The following is a 20,672-nucleotide window of genomic DNA, read 5'->3' as shown; positions in this document are numbered from 1 at the left end:
TTTTTTCATTTAACTATTGACATTTATTAGCTGGACTTCATCTGCTGTTCCTGCTTCCTTGCCTCCAACTCCCCCGGGAGGTATACTTCCTCCATATCCTTTGCTGGCGGAGAAGCCTTTATATAAGCAATTTCTCTGTCCATCCGTCTTTTGAATGCGGAAACATCTGTTAAATGTGCAAGGTCTATCGCTATAAACATTTGCCCCTTATTTAATCCTCCTGAAAAATCTTCATAAACATCTTTCAATGATAAACCTATAGCCGCATCGCTAATTACAGAACAGAGAAAACCTACCGTGGCCGCTATTCCATATCCTTTATAATCTGCAATTGGCCTAACTGTGCCTTTCATTGCTTCAAATGGGTCTGTCGTCTCTCTGCCGTTGTTATCAAATGCCCATTCTTTTGGGATTGGTGTATTCGTTTTTGTTGCCATTACTATTTTCCCTTTGGCAACCACACTCTGGGCCATGTCTAACACAACAGGAAAAGCATTTTCAGCAGGTATTGCTATACCAAATGGATTATTTCCAACTCTTGCATCCGTTCCGCCCCAAGGCGCCATAAGATTTCCTCCGCCAATGGTTGCGGATATGCCTATCATCTGCTCCGCAAGTGCCATCTGTGCATAATAGGCACAGGTTCCATAATGGTTGCTGCCTCTGGCACTGATAAAAGATATCCCATATACCTTTGCTTTTTCTATTGCTTTCTCCATAGCATATTGCCCTACGACCTGTCCCATCGCATTATTTCCCTCAACAACCATCGTTGCAGCATTATCTACAATCACTTGCGGAACAGCATTCACATCAACACAACCCTTTTGTATTCTCTTTCTATAAATCGATGTCCTGAGAATCCCATGAGAATATACCCCTCTTGCGTCAGCTGTTACCAAAGAATCTGCTACAATCTCTGCATCAGCCTCTTTTAATCCATTTGCGCAGAATATTTGTCTTATCCAAGGTTTTATCGTAGAATATGCCACTCTTTTTGTTTCGTTAAACTGATAATGTGACTTATTAGCCATAATATATCTCTTTCCTTCCTAACTTATTTCGTAAGCTGACCTAAGAATTTTCCAAAATGCATCATCCACATGATACAAAATTGTTGTCCCCAAACTCCGCTCCACAAACTGCCCTTCCGGTGAATGGCAGGCACAGGCATGGGCTACTGCCTCCGGAAGCCCCACTGTCAGCGCAATATGGGCTCCATAGAAAGTATGTCTTAAGCATGGGTATCCCTCTTTTGAAGGATGTTCCTTCCATATTTTCCGTTTTCGGATATTATACTCATATGGATTTCCCAAATCATGGCAGATTGCACACGCCAAAAGCAAATCACGGTCAAGCTCCAGCGGTTCTTCTAAAGCTTCATTCATACAATCCACCATCCCCAATACCATTTTCGTTACTGCCGTAATATGTTTAGGCTGGTTGCAGTATTCCCCCAGTACAGGCAGCCCCGGTATTTCCTCCATTCTTTTGAATTCATTTTCCTCTAAGGTCAGAGCCCACGCATCCAACACCTTGTCCCTTAATTTCACATCATTAATTTCACCAATAATAGGCATTGACGCCATAACTCCCGCTTTTATTTCTTGATTTACCTCATACTTACTACTCATATGCTTCCCTCTCTTTTCTCTATCCAAAGATTGCGTTTACAATTAAAATTTCTATCAGACCTGCAAAAGCAGTTATAAATTCTGTAAAGCTCCATGCACTAATTTGTTCTTTGACAGTCTTTAACCCCGTCGACCTAACAACCAGCCAATAAAAACTATCATTAAATATAGCAAAAAGCTGTGATCCTATACAGGCTGAAAATGCCGCAAAAATCGGGTTAACCCCCATCGGAATTAAAATAGGCGCTGTCAGGGATGCCGCTGTTATGACTGCTACTGTACCGCTCCCCTGTACCAGCCTTAAAACAGCTGATATAACAAATGGAATCACAATAACTGGAATCGGGCTTTTTGACAGCATCTGGGCAATAGAGTCTCCTGCCCCGCTCGCACTGATTATATTTCCAAGTGCCCCTCCGGCTCCTGTTACCAATAATATCATTCCCGCGCCTTTCAGTCCTTGTTCCATAATGTCCATCACTTCATTCCTTGGCGTACTCCCAACTAAGCCATATATAGCCGCGAGTGTTCCTAAACCGACTGCGATAATCGGATTTCCCAGAAGATTTAAAAACTTCAATATAACCGGCAGCTCTCCTCCACTACCATAAACCATACCAATAATACTGCTAATCATAATTAACAGCAGTGGTATTATGATGGGCATAAACGATACCAATGCAGATGGAAGTTCTCTGTCCACGCTCTCTATCTCTGTTGAATCATCCCTTTCATCTCCGTTCTTAGCCGTAATAAACTCGCCTTCCTCATTACCCGGTATTCTATAATACTTTTTTCCAAAATAGCGTGCGCATAGTGTGGATACACCGATTAAAGGCAGGCACATTACAATTGAGAAAAGTATGAACAACCCCATATTCACTTCAAAAATCCCGGCAGCGGCTAATGGTCCCGGTGTCGGCGGCACACATACGTTAGCGAGCAGCAGCCCCATCCCCAAGGCAAAACCCAAAGTTACAATAGACTTTTTGGTAGCCTTTGAAATTGCTTTGACTAATGGCAGAAGTATTACATAGCCAGAATCTGCAAAAATAGGAATTGAAACGACAAATCCCGTTATTCCTAATGCTAAATCGTCGTTTTTCTTACCTAGCAGTTTCAAAAAAGTATTTGCCATAACTCTGGCCGCCCCTGACTTTTCCATGATCTGTCCCATCATCATACCAAAGCCAATTACAATGCCTATGCTTCCAAGGGTATTGCCGAACCCATTTTTAATCACGCCTCCTATCTCTGCTATGTCCATTCCCCCCGCGACACCAATTCCAGCCGACACAAAAATAAGTACCATTACCGGATGCAGCTTTGTTTTGGCAATTAATAAAATCATTAAAATGAGCCCTATCCCCAAGGCTACCAGCATTCTTATTTCCATATTCATAACGTACCTCCTCTTAAACGTACTCGCGTTACCGTCCGGCGTATTTTACAAAATATATCTGTCCCGCCAAAACCTCCTGATTTTGATATCACCTGAATCTCTCTCCCTTTCAGTTCCATTTTGGACAGTACAACACCTTTTTCAATTTCAGTGACAGGATTCAATTTCTCACAACCGATGACATCCATAATCCCTTTTAAGGTATCACCACCTGTCACTACATAAGTAGCATCAAATCCCGTTTCTAAAAGTTTCTGCATAATTAGCCCATGTATATTCGCTACCTGAAATCTCGTTTCTTCCATCTTCTCCTTCTGTAGCGTATTTTCATCTAATTCCTTTCCTTCTTCAAAAGAGTCTATAATCACACATTTTTTTTCTTCATACTGCCTGTAAATTGACTGCAGAAACTTCTCAATCCCTTTACTCTGGGTATCCCATTTTCCTAAAGCGGATAAATGAACTCTTCCAAAACCATTCTGTTCTGCATATTTTATTTGCCTTTCCGTTATAGGGTTCAGGCTTCCGCAGGATACAATGACTCCTGCAGTCATTCTCGGCTTAAAAAAATATTTTCCTTCCATACCCAAAATATAAGGCAGCATTGATGCAAATCCTGCGCACCCTGCAAATACGTTATACCCTTCCTTTTCTTTCAAAATGTCTGCCGCTTTTCGGATATCTTCGTTACTTTTCGCGTTAACCACGCATACTTCTTTTTCACTCATTGTATCGAGTAGCTTTTCCAATTCAGAGACATTGGCTATATGTACAGGTACATGGCTCTGCTGCTTTATGATATCCGGAATAAAAGAGAATTTCACCGGTTCAAACGGATCTCTTCCGAATGCAGTCTCACTGATGGGTATGCTCTTATAGTATTGGATACCATTTTCTGTCGTGCGGTCTGCATCAGGATATGCGGGAATAAATACCATCCTCCTTTGGCCACTCCCATCTATCGTTGCGCTCAGTTCTCCTCCTATGTTTCCCCTCAGGGCAGAATCCGTCTTTTTATAAATATAAGGAATCCCTATTTCTCTAGCTTCATGAACTAACTTATATACAGCTTCATAGGCTTGTTTCTGATCCATTGCTCTTGAATTTGTGTTCACTGCCAGCACCTGCACATTATTGTCCTGATTTTTTAACTGACACTTGGAATCTACTATGATTTTTGTTTGAATTCCTTTTTTCGTAAACTGTACCCCTGTATCCAATGCCCCTGTAAAATCATCCGCTATTACCAGCAATTCAACCATGCCATTTCTCCTATTTACGCTGATTTCCAGCCATTAAAACTGCATAATCAATCGCATTCATCAAACTGATTTCATTGGCGCTTCCATCCCCTGCATGTCCGAATCCTGTACCATGATCAACAGACGTCCTTATAATGGGTAATCCTAAGGTTATATTAACTCCGGATACTGCATCCCACGCCTTTGCCTGTTCATTGTATACAAACCCTTTCACTTTTAAAGGAATATGTCCCTGGTCATGATACATAACCACAACAATATCATACCAGCCACCCAATGCCTTAGAAAATACAGTATCCGGAGGGGTTGGTTTCTTTTCCGGTATGCAGATTCCTTCTCTCATAGCCAATTCTATAGCCGGCTGTATCTCTTCTATCTCTTCCCTTCCAAACATACCATTCTCACCGCAATGTGGATTCAGCCCTGCAATACCAATCTTTGGATTTACAATTCCCATATTTCTGCATGCGTCATCTGCCAGCCGAATAACCTCCAATACCCTGTCCTTCTTTACTGCATCACACGCCTGCCTAAGTGCAATATGTGTTGAAACATGCACTACCCTCAGTTTTTCATGGACCAGCATCATAGCATATTGGGAAGTTCCTGTATAATGCGCATAGATTTCTGTATGTCCCGAATAATGATGCCCTGCAAGATTAATAGCCTCCTTATTAATTGCATTAGTTACTGTCGCATCCACTTCTTTCTCCATAGCCAGAGCAATCAGCTTTTTTACATATTGAAAAGATGCCTCGCCACACATTTTAGAAACCTTTCCGTATTGATGCTTTCCAATTTCTACGAGGTGCATATCTAAAACATCTATGGTTCCATAACAATACTCTGCTTCCTGCACTTTAGAAATGGCATGGATTTGAATCTCTTCTTTACCTATGGCTTTTAAAGCCATCTTCATACACTCTGCATCACCAATTACAATCGGTCTGCACTTTTCATACACTTTACGTTTAGATAGGGATTTCGCTGTAAGCTCCGCTCCATTTCCCGCCGGATCTCCCATTGAAATCCCAATTATAGGACTATACATATTTTCCCTCCCTTTTCAAAAATCATTTGTTTTTGTTTCATATCTATACTATAATGATATTACAGCTTTAATATAAGTTATGTTTTACATTATTATTGTTTCATTTCAATACATTTATCATTATTTATTATATTTCGTTTCATTTTAAAACAATCAAAAAGGGGTGACGGTTATGGAAAAAACAAAAATCTTAGCAATTGCACCATATCGGGGGATGTATGAATTAATCCTTCTCTTAGGAAAGAGACGAAACACGATAGAATTAACTGTCTATGAGGCGGATTTAAACGAAGGCGTTAATATTGTAAAACACCTGAATAAAGAAAACTTTGATGTTATCATATCCCGCGGTCAAACTGCGGAGCTGCTTTCTAAAAATACCACTATTCCAGTCATTGAAATTTCATTTTCTGTATATGATATCCTACGCGGTCTTAAACTTGCAGAGGGTTATGGGGAGTCAGTCGCTATCGTAGGTTTTTCAGGCATAACATCCTGTGCAGCAATATTATGTGATTTACTCCGGTACAAATCTGAAATTATTACTGTAACCAGTAAAGAGCACGCTCTGACCACATTAGAACGGCTTCAGCAAAAAAAGTGCCAGATTATTCTCTGTGATACTATTGTCTATAACCTTTCTCGTTCCCTTGGGCTCAATGCCATTCTCATTACTTCCGGTACTGAAAGTATTGAAAATGCATTTGACCAGGCTTTAAAAGTGAGCCGAAGCTACACGCACATTAAACAACAGTTGAGAATATTTACACAGGCACTTTCATCTTCACCAGAGTCTGCTATTATACTCGATTCAAATAATAATACGCTGTATAATTCTATGGATGATACAGATGAAAATACAGCAGTATTTAAATATATTTCCAGAATGCTTACTACATTTTGGGGCTCTGCTACTTTTACTGCTGAACAAAGCATCAATAATAAAATGTACCTTTTTTCTTCCAGACAAGAGACAATTCAGAATCAAAAATATCTTTTTATTTTTATTGCGTCCTCGCCCATGCCCCAGTATATGAACAGCGGGGCAATAGAAATCAATGAAGGGGGGGCTGCTTTCCCAGACTTTTATAACGCGTATTTCAATAGTGCAAATTCCCTTGGCGGTCTGAAGCATACACTCAGTCAATATGCCCAAAATGCACCACAGCCTATTCTTATTCTAGGAGAACCCGGGACCGGCAAATCAAAAGCCGCATCTATATTATATCAGGAGAGCCGTTTTCACGGATTTCCAATTTATACCATTCTGTGCGGCAAAGTATCCTCTCAATACTGGAAAACCTTTACAACAAGCCCGGATTCACCTTTGCTTAAAGATAACTGTACAATCTTCTTTAACAATATTGATGCACTTGGGAAACCTCAAGTAGAATCACTTATCGAGTTCATCGAATACTCTAACCTTTTAAAAAGGAACTACCTACTATTTTCATTGAACTCCACCAATAACACTGAAACAAATAGTTTTTTCAGTTACCTTACAAGTCACATATCCTGCCTTACTTTGAGATTACCTCCACTCAGGGAACGGCTGGCGGATATTCCAAGCTTATGCAGCCTTTACATCAATGAGGTCAATATGCAGACAGGAAAGCAGATTACAGGGTTTGAAACTGATGCGATAAAAATTCTAGAAGAATATGACTGGCCGAACAATCTGACCCAATTCAAACGCATTGTCAGAGAACTTGTCATTACCTGCAACACCCCCTATATTACTGCGGATAATACTGAAAACATGCTCAGTAAAGAGCCAAAGAAACATAACCAGTCCCTCCTTACGGACGGATTGGATTTGTCAGGCAAACTTTCTGAGATAACTTACCAAATAGTCCTACGAGTCCTTACAGATGAAAATAATAATCAAACAAAAGCAGCCGAAAGGCTTGGTATCAGCAGAAGTACTCTGTGGAGAATTTTAAAAACGAACCTTTAGATAAACTAAAAATTTCTAAGAAATGTATGTGATAGAATTGAGGAAAATCTGGCCCTCCGTCCAATAAAAATTAAAAAAGGTGTTGTACTTCCTGAAAAGGATATTATACTTATATCTGGATGCATGCTTGAAAGGGGTAAGTACAATGAGCGAAAAAATTGAAAGTAGGAAAGCACAGGTTCTTACCTGTACACTAATTACGTGTTGCTTTATCTTAATTGCAACAGTCACTGGATGGCTGTTCCGGTCACTCCGTTTTCCGGAAACAAATATTGTTGTCGTGTATATTTTATCAGTTATTCTAACGGCACGTTTTACAAAAGGTTATGTATATGGTATTATTGCCACAATTGCAGCTACGGCTGCATTTAATTATGTTTTTACTGACCCTTATTTTACCCTTTCAGTAAATGACCCCACATACTTTATCACTTTTGCAATCATGACACTGACGTCTATCATAACCAGTGCACTGACATCCAAGGTTAAACAAAACGCGTTAGAGGCGAAAGAAAAGGAAGCAGAAACTACTGCCCTTTACCAGCTTACTAATCATTTGGCTGCCACTTCTGACATAGATGAAATCGTAAATGTCGCAGTAAATACCATAAGTAAGATTTTTAACTGTCATGCTGCGTGTTTATGCTTTGATGAAAGTGGAATTCCCGAGACGGGCTATATTCAGCAAAAAAATGAGCATGAACTGGTACGCCGCCATATAAAAAACGGTTCCGAACTGAGACACAACATTGATAATCTCCGCACGTCCTATTATGCAGGGGAAGAATTTTGTGACTGGCCGATCCACGGACAGGATTCTGTTCTGGGGACTGTCCGCATTCCTGTAGAAATCAATGAGGAGTTAAGCGAAGAACAAAAACTGCTGCTCCATACCATGATAGAAAGTACGGCTATGGCAATGGACCGCTTCCATAGTATTCAGGAAAGACTCCGTTCACTCGAAGAGGCAACACAGGAGCGTTACCGCGGAAACCTTTTGCGGGCTATCTCACATGACCTTCGTACCCCGCTCTCCGGAATTATGGGAACCAGTGAAATGCTGATGGGCATGACTGAAAAGAATGATGAACGTTATTCTCTGGCTGAAGGTATCTTTAAAGATGCGGACTGGCTCCATGCACTTGTTGAAAATATATTAAATTTAACTCGTCTGCAGGAAGGGAAATTGATTCTGGACAAGCAGGAAGAAGCCGTTGAGGAAGTAATCGGCAGTGCAATTGCAATTATGGCAAAACGCCGCCCCGACTACGATATCTCTGTAAATATCCCAGATGATGTGCTGCTCGTGCCAATGGACGCCCGTCTCATCATACAAGTACTGGTAAATCTTCTGGACAATGCAGTAAAGCACACTCCTGTCGGAGGTGATATTACTGTTTCAGTATGGGTGGAACAGGGAAAAAATATGGCTGTTTTTTCCGTGGCAGACCGCGGCTGCGGCATCGCAGAAAAAGATATTCCCCGCATCTTTCAGGTATTCTATACGACACACGGAAAAGATACGGACACACAGCGTGGCATAGGTCTGGGGCTTGCAATCTGTGAATCTGTTATAAATGCCCACGGAGGCACTATTACTGCCCGCAACCGTTTAGACGGGGCCGGCGCCGAATTTTCATTTTCACTACCAATGGAGGTAAAACAGGATGACGCTCAGAAATGAAAAAATATTAGTTGTTGAGGACGATACACAAATTCGCAACTTTATCTGCTATGCGTTGAAGCAGGACGGTTTTCAGGTGGAAACCGCTGGTACAGCGCAAAATGCACTTTCCACCCTTGTGTCAGAGCCGATTGATTTGATGCTGTTGGATTTGGGTTTACCGGATTTTGACGGAATGGAGGTGATCACCAAGGTAAGGAGCTGGTCGGAACTGCCGATTATTGTGGTATCGGCCCGTGATCAGGATAAAGAGAAGGCTTTGGCTCTGGACAATGGTGCGGATGACTATCTGACTAAACCGTTCTCTGCCACGGAACTGATGGCACGAATCCGGGTGGCCCTGCGGCACCTGTACAAGGCAGGCAGCCATACAGAACAAAAGGAAGCACACGTTGGTGATTTATCAATAGACTTTGAGAAGAGGCTGGTCCACCTGAATGGATCAGAAATCCATGTCACACCGTTGGAATACAATCTTCTGGCACTATTTTTCAAAAACATCGGCAAGGTACTTACAACCCAGTATATTCTAAGACAAATATACGGTATCGGCTACGGTACTGATACACAGGCGCTGCGTGCCCTCATGGCAGGGCTTCGCCGCAAGATAGAAAAAAGCCCGGCGAAACCGCGGTATATACTGACCGAAATCGGAGTAGGATACCGTTTAACAGATGAATAAGCACAAAAAAGCAGGCAGTTAAATGCCTGTTTTTTTTATGCCCACGGCAGTTATATGCTTTCCATCTTTATAGCATCTTTATTTTATCGGCCTCTTTACTAATACCTAATTTATGGCAGCCGCAGTATCCTTTTGTTGAACCAGTAGAGGAGGTTGTGTAATAGAGGAAGGGAGGAACTATCATGATGGATTTGGCTATGATAGCCATACTGTTTGTATGCTTCAGCTTAATGAAGCTTTTCACCAACTGGTGCAGCAGCCAGGTGGATACAGGCAATGGGAATAACGAATAGCGAGACAGATGAACTACTAAGAGGAAGGAGACGCGAAATGATATTACTGGGAATTGTTATTCTGTTAATGGCGGCATATTTATTTTATGCACTTGTTCACCCAGAAAAATTATAAAGATATGAAAGTAAATAAAATCAGGAGGAAAAAAAGTCATGTTACAAATTGCGCTGACTTTAGTAGTCTTCATTCTGGCCGTTATACCTATGGGAAGATATATGTACCATATTGCGGTTAAGAAAAAGACATTTGCAGATCCTTTTTTTGACAGGATAGATAATAGAATCTATAAAATCTGCCGTATAAATAGAAAAGGAATGAATTGGAAGGATTATACATTAAGTCTGTTGATGACCAACGCGGTCATGGTGTTTGTGGGTTATCTCGTTTTAAGATTACAGTATATATTATTTTTAAACCCCAATCATATAGAAGGGATGGAACCAACCCTTTCATTTAATACAATTATAAGCTTTATGACAAACACGAACCTGCAGCACTATTCCGGGGAATCCGGGCTCTCTTATTTGAGCCAGATGCTTGTTATCATTTTCATGATGTTCACATCTGCTGCTTCCGGATATGCTGCATGTATGGCATTTTCACGGGGACTTGCCGGCAAAAGCAAGGATCTTGGAAATTTTTATGAGGATATGGTTCGTATAACAACACGTATTCTGCTCCCGTGGTCTCTCATATTCGGCCTGGTATTAATCTGGCAGGGATGCCCTGAAACATTCGGAGGCAATATTACAGTAAATACGATAACTGGTAAACTTCAGGATTTTGCGATGGGACCGGTCGCGGCGCTGGAAATCATTAAACATCTGGGAACCAACGGAGGCGGATTCCTCGGTGCAAACTCATCCACACCGTTCGAGAATCCGACAATTATCACAAACACTATAGAACTTATCTCTATGATGATTCTTCCGGGCGCATGTGTGCTTACATTCGGCAAGATGTGTCAGGACAGGAAAAAAGAAGATAAAACGGCAAAAGAACCTCTGTTTGGAAAACAGGGCAGAACCATATTTGCTGCTATGTCCGTAATCTTCCTCATTGGTTTAACCATCTGCTTTGTATCTGAAAAAGCCGGGAATCCGGTACTTGATACAGCAGGAATCAGCCAGGATATGGGAAGCATGGAAGGAAAGGAAGTGCGGTTCGGCATTGACCAGTCAGCACTCTTTACGACTACCACTACGTCATTCACCACAGGTACAGTCAATAATATGCACGACACACTGACACCACTTGGCGGAATGGTACCTTTGTTACATATGATGCTGAACTGTGTGTTCGGAGGAAAGGGTGTCGGTCTGATGAACATGCTCATGTACGCCATCCTCACTGTATTTATCTGCGGGCTGATGGTAGGCCGTACACCGGAATATCTGGGAAAGAAAATAGAGGGGAAGGAAATGAAGCTGGTAGCACTTGTCCTGATTATACACCCGTTATTGATTCTTGGATTCTCCGCTCTTGCCTTGGCAGTTCCCGCTGGTCTGGAAGGAATCACGAATCCGGGCTTTCATGGGCTTTCACAGGTACTATATGAATATTCTTCATCAGCGGCGAATAACGGTTCCGGATTTGAAGGACTCAGTGACAATACCTACTTCTGGAATATAACCGCCGGACTTGTAATGTTCTTCGGGCGTTATATAGCAATCGTCGCACAGCTTGCAATTGCGGGTTCACTGTTTGCCAAGAAACGTACGAAGGCCTCAATTGGAACGATGCGTACGGATAATGTAGTATTTACAATATTGCTTGTATTTATTGTATATATCTTCGCAGCCCTGACTTTTTTCCCGGCACTGGCTTTGGGACCGGTTGCGGAGCATCTGACACTATGGTATTAGCAAATTTTAAGAAAAGGATGTAAATGAAAATGTCTAAGAAACAAGAAAAATCAAAGTTCGTGACAAGGGACATTTTAAAAAGTTCTATTATTGGTGCGTTCCAGAAGCTAAATCCAAAATATATGATAAAGAATCCGGTTATGTTTGTTGTGGAGGCCGGCTGCCTTCTGACTCTTATCATGACAATTATCCCGACAATATTCGGCGATGACGCATCACTTGGATATTTAAGAACGTACAATGGAATTGTCTGTGTCATACTTTTTATAACTGTACTATTTGCAAATTTTGCAGAGTCTGTAGCGGAGGGCCGGGGAAAGGCCCAGGCCGCTTCCCTTAAAAAGACAAAGCAGGATACAAAATCCCGACTTATCAATAAAGACGGGTCTGAGACAACCGTGAATGCTTCCCAGCTTAAGAAAGATGACATTGTTCTTGTCAAAGCAGGTGAAGTAATTCCCAATGACGGGGAGGTAATCGAAGGAATTGCTTCCGTAGACGAGTCAGCGATCACCGGAGAATCTGCACCGGTCACCCGGGAAGCAGGGACAGATTTTTCATCTGTTACAGGCGGAACTACGGTCGTAAGTGACTGGTTGAAAATAAAGATTACCTCCAAACCGGGGGAATCCTTTCTGGATAAAATGATTGCACTTGTAGAAGGTGCGTCACGCCAGAAGACACCGAATGAAATTGCGCTTAATACACTGCTTGTAGGACTGACTATCATTTTTCTAATTGTAGTAGTCTGCCTGTACCCGTTTTCAACATATTCCGGAGTGCAGATTCCTATATCTACTATGATTGCCCTGCTGGTCTGCCTGATTCCTACTACTATAGGCGGCCTGTTATCGGCGATTGGTATTGCAGGAATGGACCGTGTCACAAGATTTAATGTCATTGCGATGTCCGGCAAGGCAGTAGAAGCATGCGGGGATGTGGATACAATGATCCTCGACAAGACAGGAACCATTACATTCGGGAACCGTCTGGCAGCAGAGTTTTACCCAGTGAATGGGAAGTCAAAGGAGGATCTGATTGACTATGCGGTTCTGACCTCCCTGTGTGACCCTACGCCGGAAGGAAAATCAACGGTGGAGCTGGCCCGCACTATAGGCACCAAAATCGATGACAGCGCCGCAGACCAGCTGGAATTCATTGAATTCACGGCACAGTCCAAGATGTCAGGTGCGAACCTGGCAAGCGGCTCCAAGATAAGAAAAGGGGCGGCGGATGCGATCAAAGAGCGGGTGTCTGAAAAGGGCGGAATAATTCCGGAAGATCTTGATGATATTGTCGAGCGCATAGCGTCGCTAGGAGGTACTCCGCTTGTTGTGGAGGCTGACAGTGTAATCTATGGTGTTATATACCTGAAGGATACGGTAAAGCCAGGGCTCGTTGAGCGGTTCCAGAGACTAAGAGATATTGGTATCAAGACGATTATGTGTACCGGTGACAACCCGCTTACTGCTGCAACTATAGCAAAAGAAGCCGGTGTTGACGGATTTATCGCTGAATGCAGGCCGGAGGATAAGATTGAAGCCATTAAGAAAGAACAGGCAGAAGGAAAACTTGTAGCCATGACCGGTGACGGCACAAACGACGCACCGGCCCTGGCACAGGCAGATGTAGGGCTTGCGATGAACTCAGGTACATCAGCAGCTAAGGAGGCTGCAAATATGGTGGATCTGGACTCTGACCCGACAAAAATTCTGGAAGTGGTGGAAATTGGAAAACAGCTGCTCATAACAAGAGGCTCTCTCACCACCTTCAGTATTGCAAATGACGTGGCGAAATATTTTGCAATTATTCCGGCAATGTTCACACTTGTGATTCCCCAGATGCAGATGCTTAATATTATGAATCTTGCAACCCCAATGTCTGCTATTTTGTCGGCTCTTATATTTAATGCAATTATCATACCATGTCTGATCCCGATTGCAATGCGGGGCGTAAAATACAAACCGATGAGCGCAGAACGGATGCTGTTTAAGAATATGGGCATCTATGGACTTGGCGGTATCATTGTACCGTTTGCCGGTATCAAGATTATTGACTGTTTGGTAGCACCGCTTCTGGCGATGCTGGGAATGTAGGGAGGAAGTTTCATGAAATCATTTTTAAAATACTTAAAAAGCGCTGTCGTCCTGACCGTCCTGATGCTTGTTGTCTGTGGCTTTGCATATCCCGCAGCCCTGACAGGTTTAGGGCAGCTCTTCTTTCCGCATCAGGCAAATGGAAGCCTGATTACCGCGGACGGAAAAAATACGAATGACCCAGAAGAGGCGGCAGGTTCCGCAATCTCCGGACAGGACTTCTCCGGCGATCCTAGATATTTCCAGGGCCGTATATCAGGGGTAAATTATAATACCTACACCGAAGAAGAAAAGGAAGACGGCACATACGCAGGAGTGGGATCAGGCGGTTCCAACCTTGCACCTTCTAATGAGGAATTAAAGGAACGTGCTGAAAAATCTGTAGAAGAGTTTCTCAAACAGCATCCTGATGTAAAGAAAGGCGATATCCCGGCCGATCTGTTAACTGCCTCTGGTTCCGGGATGGACCCGCATATCACGCCGGAATCAGCCAGAATTCAAATTCCATCTATCGCTGAGGAAACTGGTTTAAGTGAAGAACAGCTAGATAAAATTGTTGAAAATAATACAGAAGGTAAGGTACTCGGCGTATTTGGACATGACAGGGTAAATGTCCTGAAGTGTAATCTTGACATTGCAAAAGCAATCGGAGAAATATAGAACTAAAAAGTGCAGGAGGCGCTTATGGCGGAAGACAAAAGGCCAAGTCCACGAGAAATGCTTGATAAACTTCAGGCAGAAGAAAATAAGATACACATGAAAGAGTTTGGCCGCCTTAAAATATTTCTCGGCTATGCGGCCGGAAGCGGGAAGACATATGCGATGCTGGAAGCGGCCAGAGAGCTAAAAAAGAACTCTGTGGATGTTGTCGCCGGATACGTGGAGCCTCATGCCCGTCCGGAGACAACAGCACTTCTGGAAGGAATCGAACAGCTTCCATTCCTGATGGTGGAATATAAGGGGGTAAAAATCCGGGAATTCGATTTGGACGCAGCTCTTAAGCGGCGGCCAAAGGTTATCCTCGTTGACGAGCTGGCCCACTCGAATGCACAGGGCTGCCGGCATCAGAAACGATATCAGGATATCGAAGAACTGCTGGAACACGGCATTAATGTATATACCACAGTAAATATCCAGCATTTGGAGAGCCTCAACGATAATGTATCCAGCATTACCAACATACAGGTAAAGGAAAGAATACCAGACAGTGTCTTTGATAAGGCGTCTCAGGTTAAACTCGTGGATATCGAACCTGAAGAACTGATCGAGCGTATGAAGGAAGGCAAGATCTATCAGGGAATGCAGGCCCAGAGAGCACTGCAGAACTTCTTTACAAAAGATAAACTAATAGCCTTAAGGGAAATCGCCCTTCGAAGAATGGCTGACCGAGTGAATCACCTTGCAGAGGAAGAAAAAAAACTGCTTGGTTCCGGGGACTACCCCACGGGCGAACATGTACTGACCTGTATATCACCGGCACCTTCCAATGAAAAAGTAATACGCACTGCAGCACGGCTGGCCTATGCATTCCATGCTGAGTTTACCGCACTGTATGTAGAAACAAGAAACCTTCAGAATGCAGACGAAAAGGTTAAAAAAAGAAGAGATGAAAATATGCGTCTTGCAAGGACTCTGGGCGCAAAAATTGCCAGTGTAAACGGAGAGGATGTGGCCAGACAGATTGCAGAATACGCTAAGGTCAGCAATGTAACGAAAATTGTCATGGGAAGAACAGCCCACAAGATCCTGTTTGGCCAGACGAGAAAAACACTGGTCGAAAGTCTGAATCAGTATGCGCCTAACCTGGATGTATACATTATCCCTGATCTGCATAACGGAGTCGGGCAAAAACATTATACAATAAGGAAAAATGGTAAATTTCTGGAAGGTCTTATAAGAGGTCCGGACATTCTGGTTATGCTTGGAATGATGGCGGCAAGTACGGCAGCTGCTCTGGGAATGAAATATCTGGGACTGACAGAGGCCAATATTATTATGGTCTATCTGCTGGGGGTCATGCTGACTGCCATCACCACATCCGGCTATATATGCTCGGTACTGGCATCTGTGCTGAGTGTCCTGCTGTTCAACTATTTCTTTACAATACCTCTGCATAGTCTGGAAGCTTATGATGCCAGCTATCCGGTAACTTTTGTCATGATGTTCACAGTCAGTCTTCTGACCTCGTGGATTGTGTCAAAGATACAGAGGCAAAATGAGGAAAATGCAAAACGGGCGTACCGTACTGAGATTCTTCTCATGAACAGCAAAAGACTAAGGCGCGCAAAAAGCAGAAAAGATATCGGTGACGAACTGGCTTCACAAATTCAGAAACTGATGAATTTCACCGTTATTATTTATATGAAAAAGGATGGAAAACTTCAGGAGCCGTCTATTTATATGAGAACCGGAATTGAAAAGAATATGCAGGATGACTTAAAGTGTGACTACATAAACCGGGCCGAACAGGCTGTTGTCTCCTGGGTATTTGAAAACGGGCACCGGGCAGGCTGCACCACCCATACACTGCCGGATGCGAAAGCAATCTATCTTCCAGTGGCAGACGATGACAATGTATCCGCGGTCGTTGGCATGGTACTGGAAGAAAGGCGGGAAATTGGCACCTTTGAGTACAATATTATATCTGCCATGCTGGATGAAGCCGCGTTGGTACTGGAGAGAATCCAGCAGATGGAAAATATAGAAAAATGTGCAGGAAATCATTGAGAGCCGCTTCGTTTGATCGAAGCGGCTTTTTTCGATTCTCACAGGATTCTCACATGGACGGACGTTCTCTCACATCCGTCTCACAGCATCTGTGATAGAGTAAGTCTGCACAGGAGGTAAATTATGAATACATCAGACTATGGACCTTTCCTTCTTCCCGATTTTGGAAAAAGCATCCTGCTGCTGGCTGCGGCTACCGGCATCGGCACTATCTTTGATACGCTCGGGTTTAGCGAATCAAATATTATTACAATTTATATTCTCGGGGTATTGATAAACTCCATATTGACCACATCACGCATATGCAGCCTCTTCTCTTCTGTTGCCAGCGTGTTGGTATTTAATTTCTTTTTTACAGAGCCGCGTTTTACATTGAATGCCTATAATTCCGGCTATCCGGCCACTTTTTTAATCATGTTCATTGCCTCACTGATTACAGGCAATCTGGCCGCAAAGCTGAAACAGCACACACAGCAGTTTGCCTACACGGCATACCGCACCCGGGTTATGTTCGACTGCAACCAGGCCCTGCAGAAAGCAGAAGGCAAAGAGGAAATTGTAACTATTACGGCACGGCAGCTAGTCCGCCTGTTGGGCCGTGATATTGTATTTTATATGAAAACAAATGACAAACCTCTGGTTCCACATCCGTTCCCTGTTGGAGAAGCCATGATGGATGACAGTTGTCTGAACGTTAATGAACAGGCTGTAGCTGCATGGGTGTTTAAAAATAATAAACGGGCAGGGGCATCCACAAACATACTGTCTAATGCAAAATGCCTTTACCTTGCCATAAGGATTGGCAGCCATGTATATGGGGTTGTTGGAATCGCCCTGTCCGGTGATTCCCTGACACCGGAAGAAACAAGTATGCTTCTTTCACTTCTAGGAGAATGTGCAATGGCGCTGGAAAATGAAAAAACGGCAAGAGAAAAACAGGCAGCTGCAGTCCTGGCTAAAAATGAACAGCTCCGGGCCAATATGCTGCGGTCCATATCCCATGATCTTCGTACCCCGTTAACCTCTATTTCCGGAAATGCGAATCTTTTGCTGGCGAATGGCGCACAGATGGAATGGGAGAAACGTAAGCCGATTTATAACGACATTTATGAGGACTCACTATGGCTCATAAGACTGGTAGAAAACCTGCTGACAGTTACGCGAATTGAGGACGGCAGTACAAGCCTGCAGATGAAACCGGAGTTAATGGAGGAAATCATTGCAGAGGCACTGCGGCATGCGGACCGTAATAGTAAGGAACATGTCATTCTCGTAAAAGATGCCGATACGGCTTTTGCAAAAATGGATGCCCGGCTTATGGTTCAAGTTGTAATTAACCTTATAAACAATGCTGTCAAGTATACACCTGCCGGTTCTCATATCACTATTCAGACCTATATAAAAAACAAACAGGTGATTACTGAGGTTTCTGATGACGGTCCCGGAATTCCAGATGCAGAGAAGCCCCATGTTTTTGACATGTTTTATACTTCCAGTACAAAAATTACCGACAGCCATCGCGGGATCGGGCTGGGACTTGCACTTTGCAAGTCAATCATCCATTTACACGGAGGAACCATTTCTATAAAAGACAATCTGCCCCAAGGCACGATATTCCGATTTACATTACCTGCATGGGAGGTGCATTTACATGAGTAAACCGCTTATTTTAGTTGTGGAGGATGACAAAGCAGTCCGCAGCCTCATAACAACAACACTAGATACACAAAACTATCGTTTCCGCTCTGCTTCTACTGGTGCGGATGCTGTTCTGGAGGCAGTGTCCCATAATCCTGACATTCTGCTTCTGGACCTCGGGCTCCCGGATATGGACGGCATCGAAATTATCCGGAAAGTGAGGACCTGGTCCAACATGCCCATTATCGTTGTCAGTGCAAGGAGTGAAGATACCGATAAAATCGATGCACTGGATGCCGGTGCCGATGATTACCTGACAAAACCCTTTTCCGTGGAGGAACTGCTCGCCAGACTACGTGCCACGGTACGCCGGTTAAATGCAGTACAAAATGTACTGCCTGTCCAGAATGCGGTTTTCCAAAATGGTGAGTTAAAAATCGACTATGCGGCCGGGTGTGCCTATCTGAAGAATGAAGAACTACATCTGACCCCCATTGAATATAAACTGCTGTCCGTGCTGGCTAAGAATGTCGGAAAGGTGTTAACACACCGATATATTACCAAAGAAATATGGGGGACTTCATGGGATAATGATGTAGCTTCCCTGCGGGTTTTTATGGGAACCCTGCGTAAAAAGATTGAGCCGTCCCCTGATTCGGTACAGTATATCCAGACGCATGTTGGTGTCGGATACCGGATGCTGAAAATATAAATCCGTGGGGTGTGCCTCCTGCTGAGTCATCCGCTGCAGCCGTTCGATTCTCACAGGATTCTCACAAAGGTATCTTCACTCTCACACCAAGGTCACAGTATATGTTCTATGATAAGACTGTAAAAATCAATAAGCCTTAGAAAGGATGTATGAAAAAATGAAAAGTTCAACAATAAATACAGACTCTTTAAAAGCATTGTGTACGAATGCAAAGAATCTTATTTTATCGGGAGATTACACAGCATGTGAGCAGCTGCTTTGTACTGCTATGGGTCAATACCCGCATTCAGCACAGCCCCATAATCTCATCGGCATATTATTGGAAAAGGAAGGTGAACACAGCGCTGCCATGAAGCACTTCCGGGCTGCGTGGGCGCTTGATCCCACTTATCTCCCTGCACGAAAAAACCTTGAGAAATTCGGAACCTTTTTTTCCAGAGGAGAATGCGCATATGACGAAAGCGACATCAAAGAGGAAGAAAGTACTTATGTCATGGAATATGATTCATGCGGAATCGGACATATGAAGAGGAGGTCACAGAAATGAAAAAGTATCTTTTTAAAGTTCATGGAACTTACAATATCATCATTGGCTGCGGACGCTTAGGTGCAAATCTGGCAAACACACTGTCCGATGAGGGTTTTGATGTTCTCATCATTGACCGGGATAACGATGCATTCCGGAAACTTTCTCCTTCCTTCGGAGGGCTGACCCTGAATGCAGACGGAACCGATTACGATGTCCTGCAGGAAGCGGGTATCCAACAGGCAAACGCGGTAATTATAGTAACGAACAATGACAACACAAATATCATGCTGGCGCAGATCGCACGCGAAATATTCAAAGTGGAACGGGTCATTGCCCGTCTGTATGATCCGGAAAGGGACTGCATTTACCGCGAATTCGGAATTGATACCATTTGTCCCGCCATACTGTCGGCAAAAGAGATTGATAAACTCCTTGGCCAGGCAGCCGCACACATTCGGGAGGAAGCCGTATGAAAACAAAAGTATTACTGGTCGGCGGCAAGAGTAAAGCAAAATCTCTGGCGGTTTCCTTGTTAGGCCGCGGGTATCAGGTTACTGCCATCAATGATTCCCATGAGGAATGTCTGAAACTGGCTGGAATCAATAAGTTAAACGTCTTTGAAGGGGATGGCACCAAACCTTTTATTCTGGAGGATGCCAATGCATCCGATTATAAAATTGCAATTGCACTTACATCGAAGGATGAGGACAATTTAGTTATCTGCGAGCTGTGCAAGAAACGGTTTCACGTACACAAAACCGTGGCGTTGGTATCTGATCCGAGAAAAACAGATTTCTTCTACGCAATGGGTATCGACAGCGTTGTATGTGCCATCTCAGCAGTTACAAACATTATCGAACAGCAGGCCTTCATGGAACAAATGGCCAATGTCATTCCTATCGGAAAAGGCCGGGTACAGATTGCAGAGGTCCCCATCTCTTCTACCGCACCAGCCGCCGGCAAAAAGTTATGGGAAATCAATTTACCAAAAGAGGTTATTATCGGTTGTATACTGCACGGTGACCAGATCGGAATTCCCTGCGGAGACACAAAAATTCTTGCAGGGGATGTGCTTGTTTTGATTTCCGGCAACGGTCAGGAGCTTGCCGCGGTGAAAGAATTAACCGGGAGGGAGTAGA

At 43.4% G+C, this 20,672-nt stretch carries 17 protein-coding genes; 12 read left to right on the top strand and 5 right to left on the bottom strand.

Features of this window, described 5'->3' with window-relative positions; all coding sequences use genetic code 11:
- Positions 1-26 precede the first annotated feature (26 nt).
- From DWX43_RS07255 to pdxA, 5 genes are read right to left on the bottom strand one after another with little or no spacing between them, the layout of a single operon-like run.
- On the bottom strand, positions 27-1,034 hold the full coding sequence (locus tag DWX43_RS07255; protein WP_118619730.1) for an Ldh family oxidoreductase: 1,008 nt from the start codon (positions 1,032-1,034) through the stop codon (positions 27-29).
- Between the two features lie 18 nt (positions 1,035-1,052).
- Positions 1,053-1,634, bottom strand: a complete 582-nt coding sequence (locus DWX43_RS07250; protein WP_118619728.1) for an HD domain-containing protein — start codon at positions 1,632-1,634, stop codon at positions 1,053-1,055.
- A gap of 19 nt (positions 1,635-1,653) precedes the next feature.
- Positions 1,654-3,036: a gluconate:H+ symporter gene (locus DWX43_RS07245; protein WP_118619726.1), complete on the bottom strand. Its 1,383-nt coding sequence runs from the start codon at positions 3,034-3,036 to the stop codon at positions 1,654-1,656.
- Positions 3,033-4,298, bottom strand: coding sequence for a four-carbon acid sugar kinase family protein (locus tag DWX43_RS07240; RefSeq protein WP_118619724.1), 1,266 nt, complete (start codon positions 4,296-4,298; stop codon positions 3,033-3,035). The genes DWX43_RS07245 and DWX43_RS07240 overlap by 4 nt, the downstream gene beginning before the upstream one ends.
- A gap of 10 nt (positions 4,299-4,308) precedes the next feature.
- Positions 4,309-5,349, bottom strand: a complete 1,041-nt coding sequence (gene pdxA / locus DWX43_RS07235; protein ID WP_118619722.1) for a 4-hydroxythreonine-4-phosphate dehydrogenase PdxA — start codon at positions 5,347-5,349, stop codon at positions 4,309-4,311.
- A gap of 172 nt (positions 5,350-5,521) precedes the next feature.
- Between pdxA and DWX43_RS07230 the strand changes: the two genes are divergently transcribed.
- The 12 genes from DWX43_RS07230 to DWX43_RS07170 all read left to right on the top strand — a co-directional run bounded on the left by DWX43_RS07230 (position 5,522) and on the right by DWX43_RS07170 (position 20,671).
- Entirely contained in the window at positions 5,522-7,306 is a 1,785-nt protein-coding gene (locus tag DWX43_RS07230) for a sigma-54-dependent Fis family transcriptional regulator (RefSeq protein WP_118619720.1), read from the top strand.
- 145 nt (positions 7,307-7,451) lie between these two features.
- Entirely contained in the window at positions 7,452-8,990 is a 1,539-nt protein-coding gene (locus DWX43_RS07225) for a DUF4118 domain-containing protein (protein WP_118619718.1), read from the top strand.
- Entirely contained in the window at positions 8,974-9,672 is a 699-nt protein-coding gene (locus DWX43_RS07220) for a response regulator transcription factor (RefSeq protein WP_118619716.1), read from the top strand. Before DWX43_RS07225 ends, DWX43_RS07220 begins: the two co-directional genes overlap by 17 nt.
- A gap of 446 nt (positions 9,673-10,118) precedes the next feature.
- The gene (gene kdpA / locus DWX43_RS07210; RefSeq protein WP_118619714.1) at positions 10,119-11,831 is read left to right on the top strand and encodes a potassium-transporting ATPase subunit KdpA; all 1,713 of its coding nucleotides are present in this window, start codon (positions 10,119-10,121) and stop codon (positions 11,829-11,831) included.
- A gap of 29 nt (positions 11,832-11,860) precedes the next feature.
- The gene (gene kdpB, locus DWX43_RS07205; RefSeq protein ID WP_109731718.1) at positions 11,861-13,927 is read left to right on the top strand and encodes a potassium-transporting ATPase subunit KdpB; all 2,067 of its coding nucleotides are present in this window, start codon (positions 11,861-11,863) and stop codon (positions 13,925-13,927) included.
- 12 nt (positions 13,928-13,939) lie between these two features.
- Positions 13,940-14,587, top strand: a complete 648-nt coding sequence (kdpC, locus tag DWX43_RS07200) for a potassium-transporting ATPase subunit KdpC (protein WP_118619712.1) — start codon at positions 13,940-13,942, stop codon at positions 14,585-14,587.
- Positions 14,588-14,611: 24 nt separating this feature from the next.
- The gene (locus tag DWX43_RS07195) at positions 14,612-16,654 is read left to right on the top strand and encodes a DUF4118 domain-containing protein (RefSeq protein ID WP_118619710.1); all 2,043 of its coding nucleotides are present in this window, start codon (positions 14,612-14,614) and stop codon (positions 16,652-16,654) included.
- A 123-nt stretch (positions 16,655-16,777) separates the two neighbouring features.
- Complete coding sequence (locus DWX43_RS07190; protein WP_118619708.1) at positions 16,778-18,313, top strand: DUF4118 domain-containing protein; 1,536 nt, start codon at positions 16,778-16,780, stop codon at positions 18,311-18,313.
- A complete protein-coding gene (locus DWX43_RS07185) occupies positions 18,306-19,004 on the top strand; it encodes a response regulator transcription factor (RefSeq protein ID WP_118619706.1) in 699 nt (232 codons plus the stop codon). Before DWX43_RS07190 ends, DWX43_RS07185 begins: the two co-directional genes overlap by 8 nt.
- A gap of 157 nt (positions 19,005-19,161) precedes the next feature.
- Positions 19,162-19,551 (top strand): hypothetical protein, encoded by a 390-nt coding sequence (locus DWX43_RS07180; protein ID WP_109731723.1) that lies wholly within the window; start codon positions 19,162-19,164, stop codon positions 19,549-19,551.
- On the top strand, positions 19,548-20,006 hold the full coding sequence (locus tag DWX43_RS07175) for a TrkA family potassium uptake protein (RefSeq protein WP_118619704.1): 459 nt from the start codon (positions 19,548-19,550) through the stop codon (positions 20,004-20,006). Before DWX43_RS07180 ends, DWX43_RS07175 begins: the two co-directional genes overlap by 4 nt.
- On the top strand, positions 20,003-20,671 hold the full coding sequence (locus tag DWX43_RS07170) for an NAD-binding protein (protein ID WP_118619702.1): 669 nt from the start codon (positions 20,003-20,005) through the stop codon (positions 20,669-20,671). The genes DWX43_RS07175 and DWX43_RS07170 overlap by 4 nt, the downstream gene beginning before the upstream one ends.
- The last annotated feature ends 1 nt before the right edge of the window (position 20,672 follow it).

Origin of the sequence: Clostridium sp. AF19-22AC (genome assembly GCF_003479085.1) — a bacterium.
Taxonomy (GTDB): domain Bacteria; phylum Bacillota; class Clostridia; order Lachnospirales; family Lachnospiraceae; genus Faecalicatena_A; species Faecalicatena_A orotica.
Note: the sequence above shows the minus strand (reverse complement) of the source record. Positions and strands in the feature narration are given on the sequence as shown.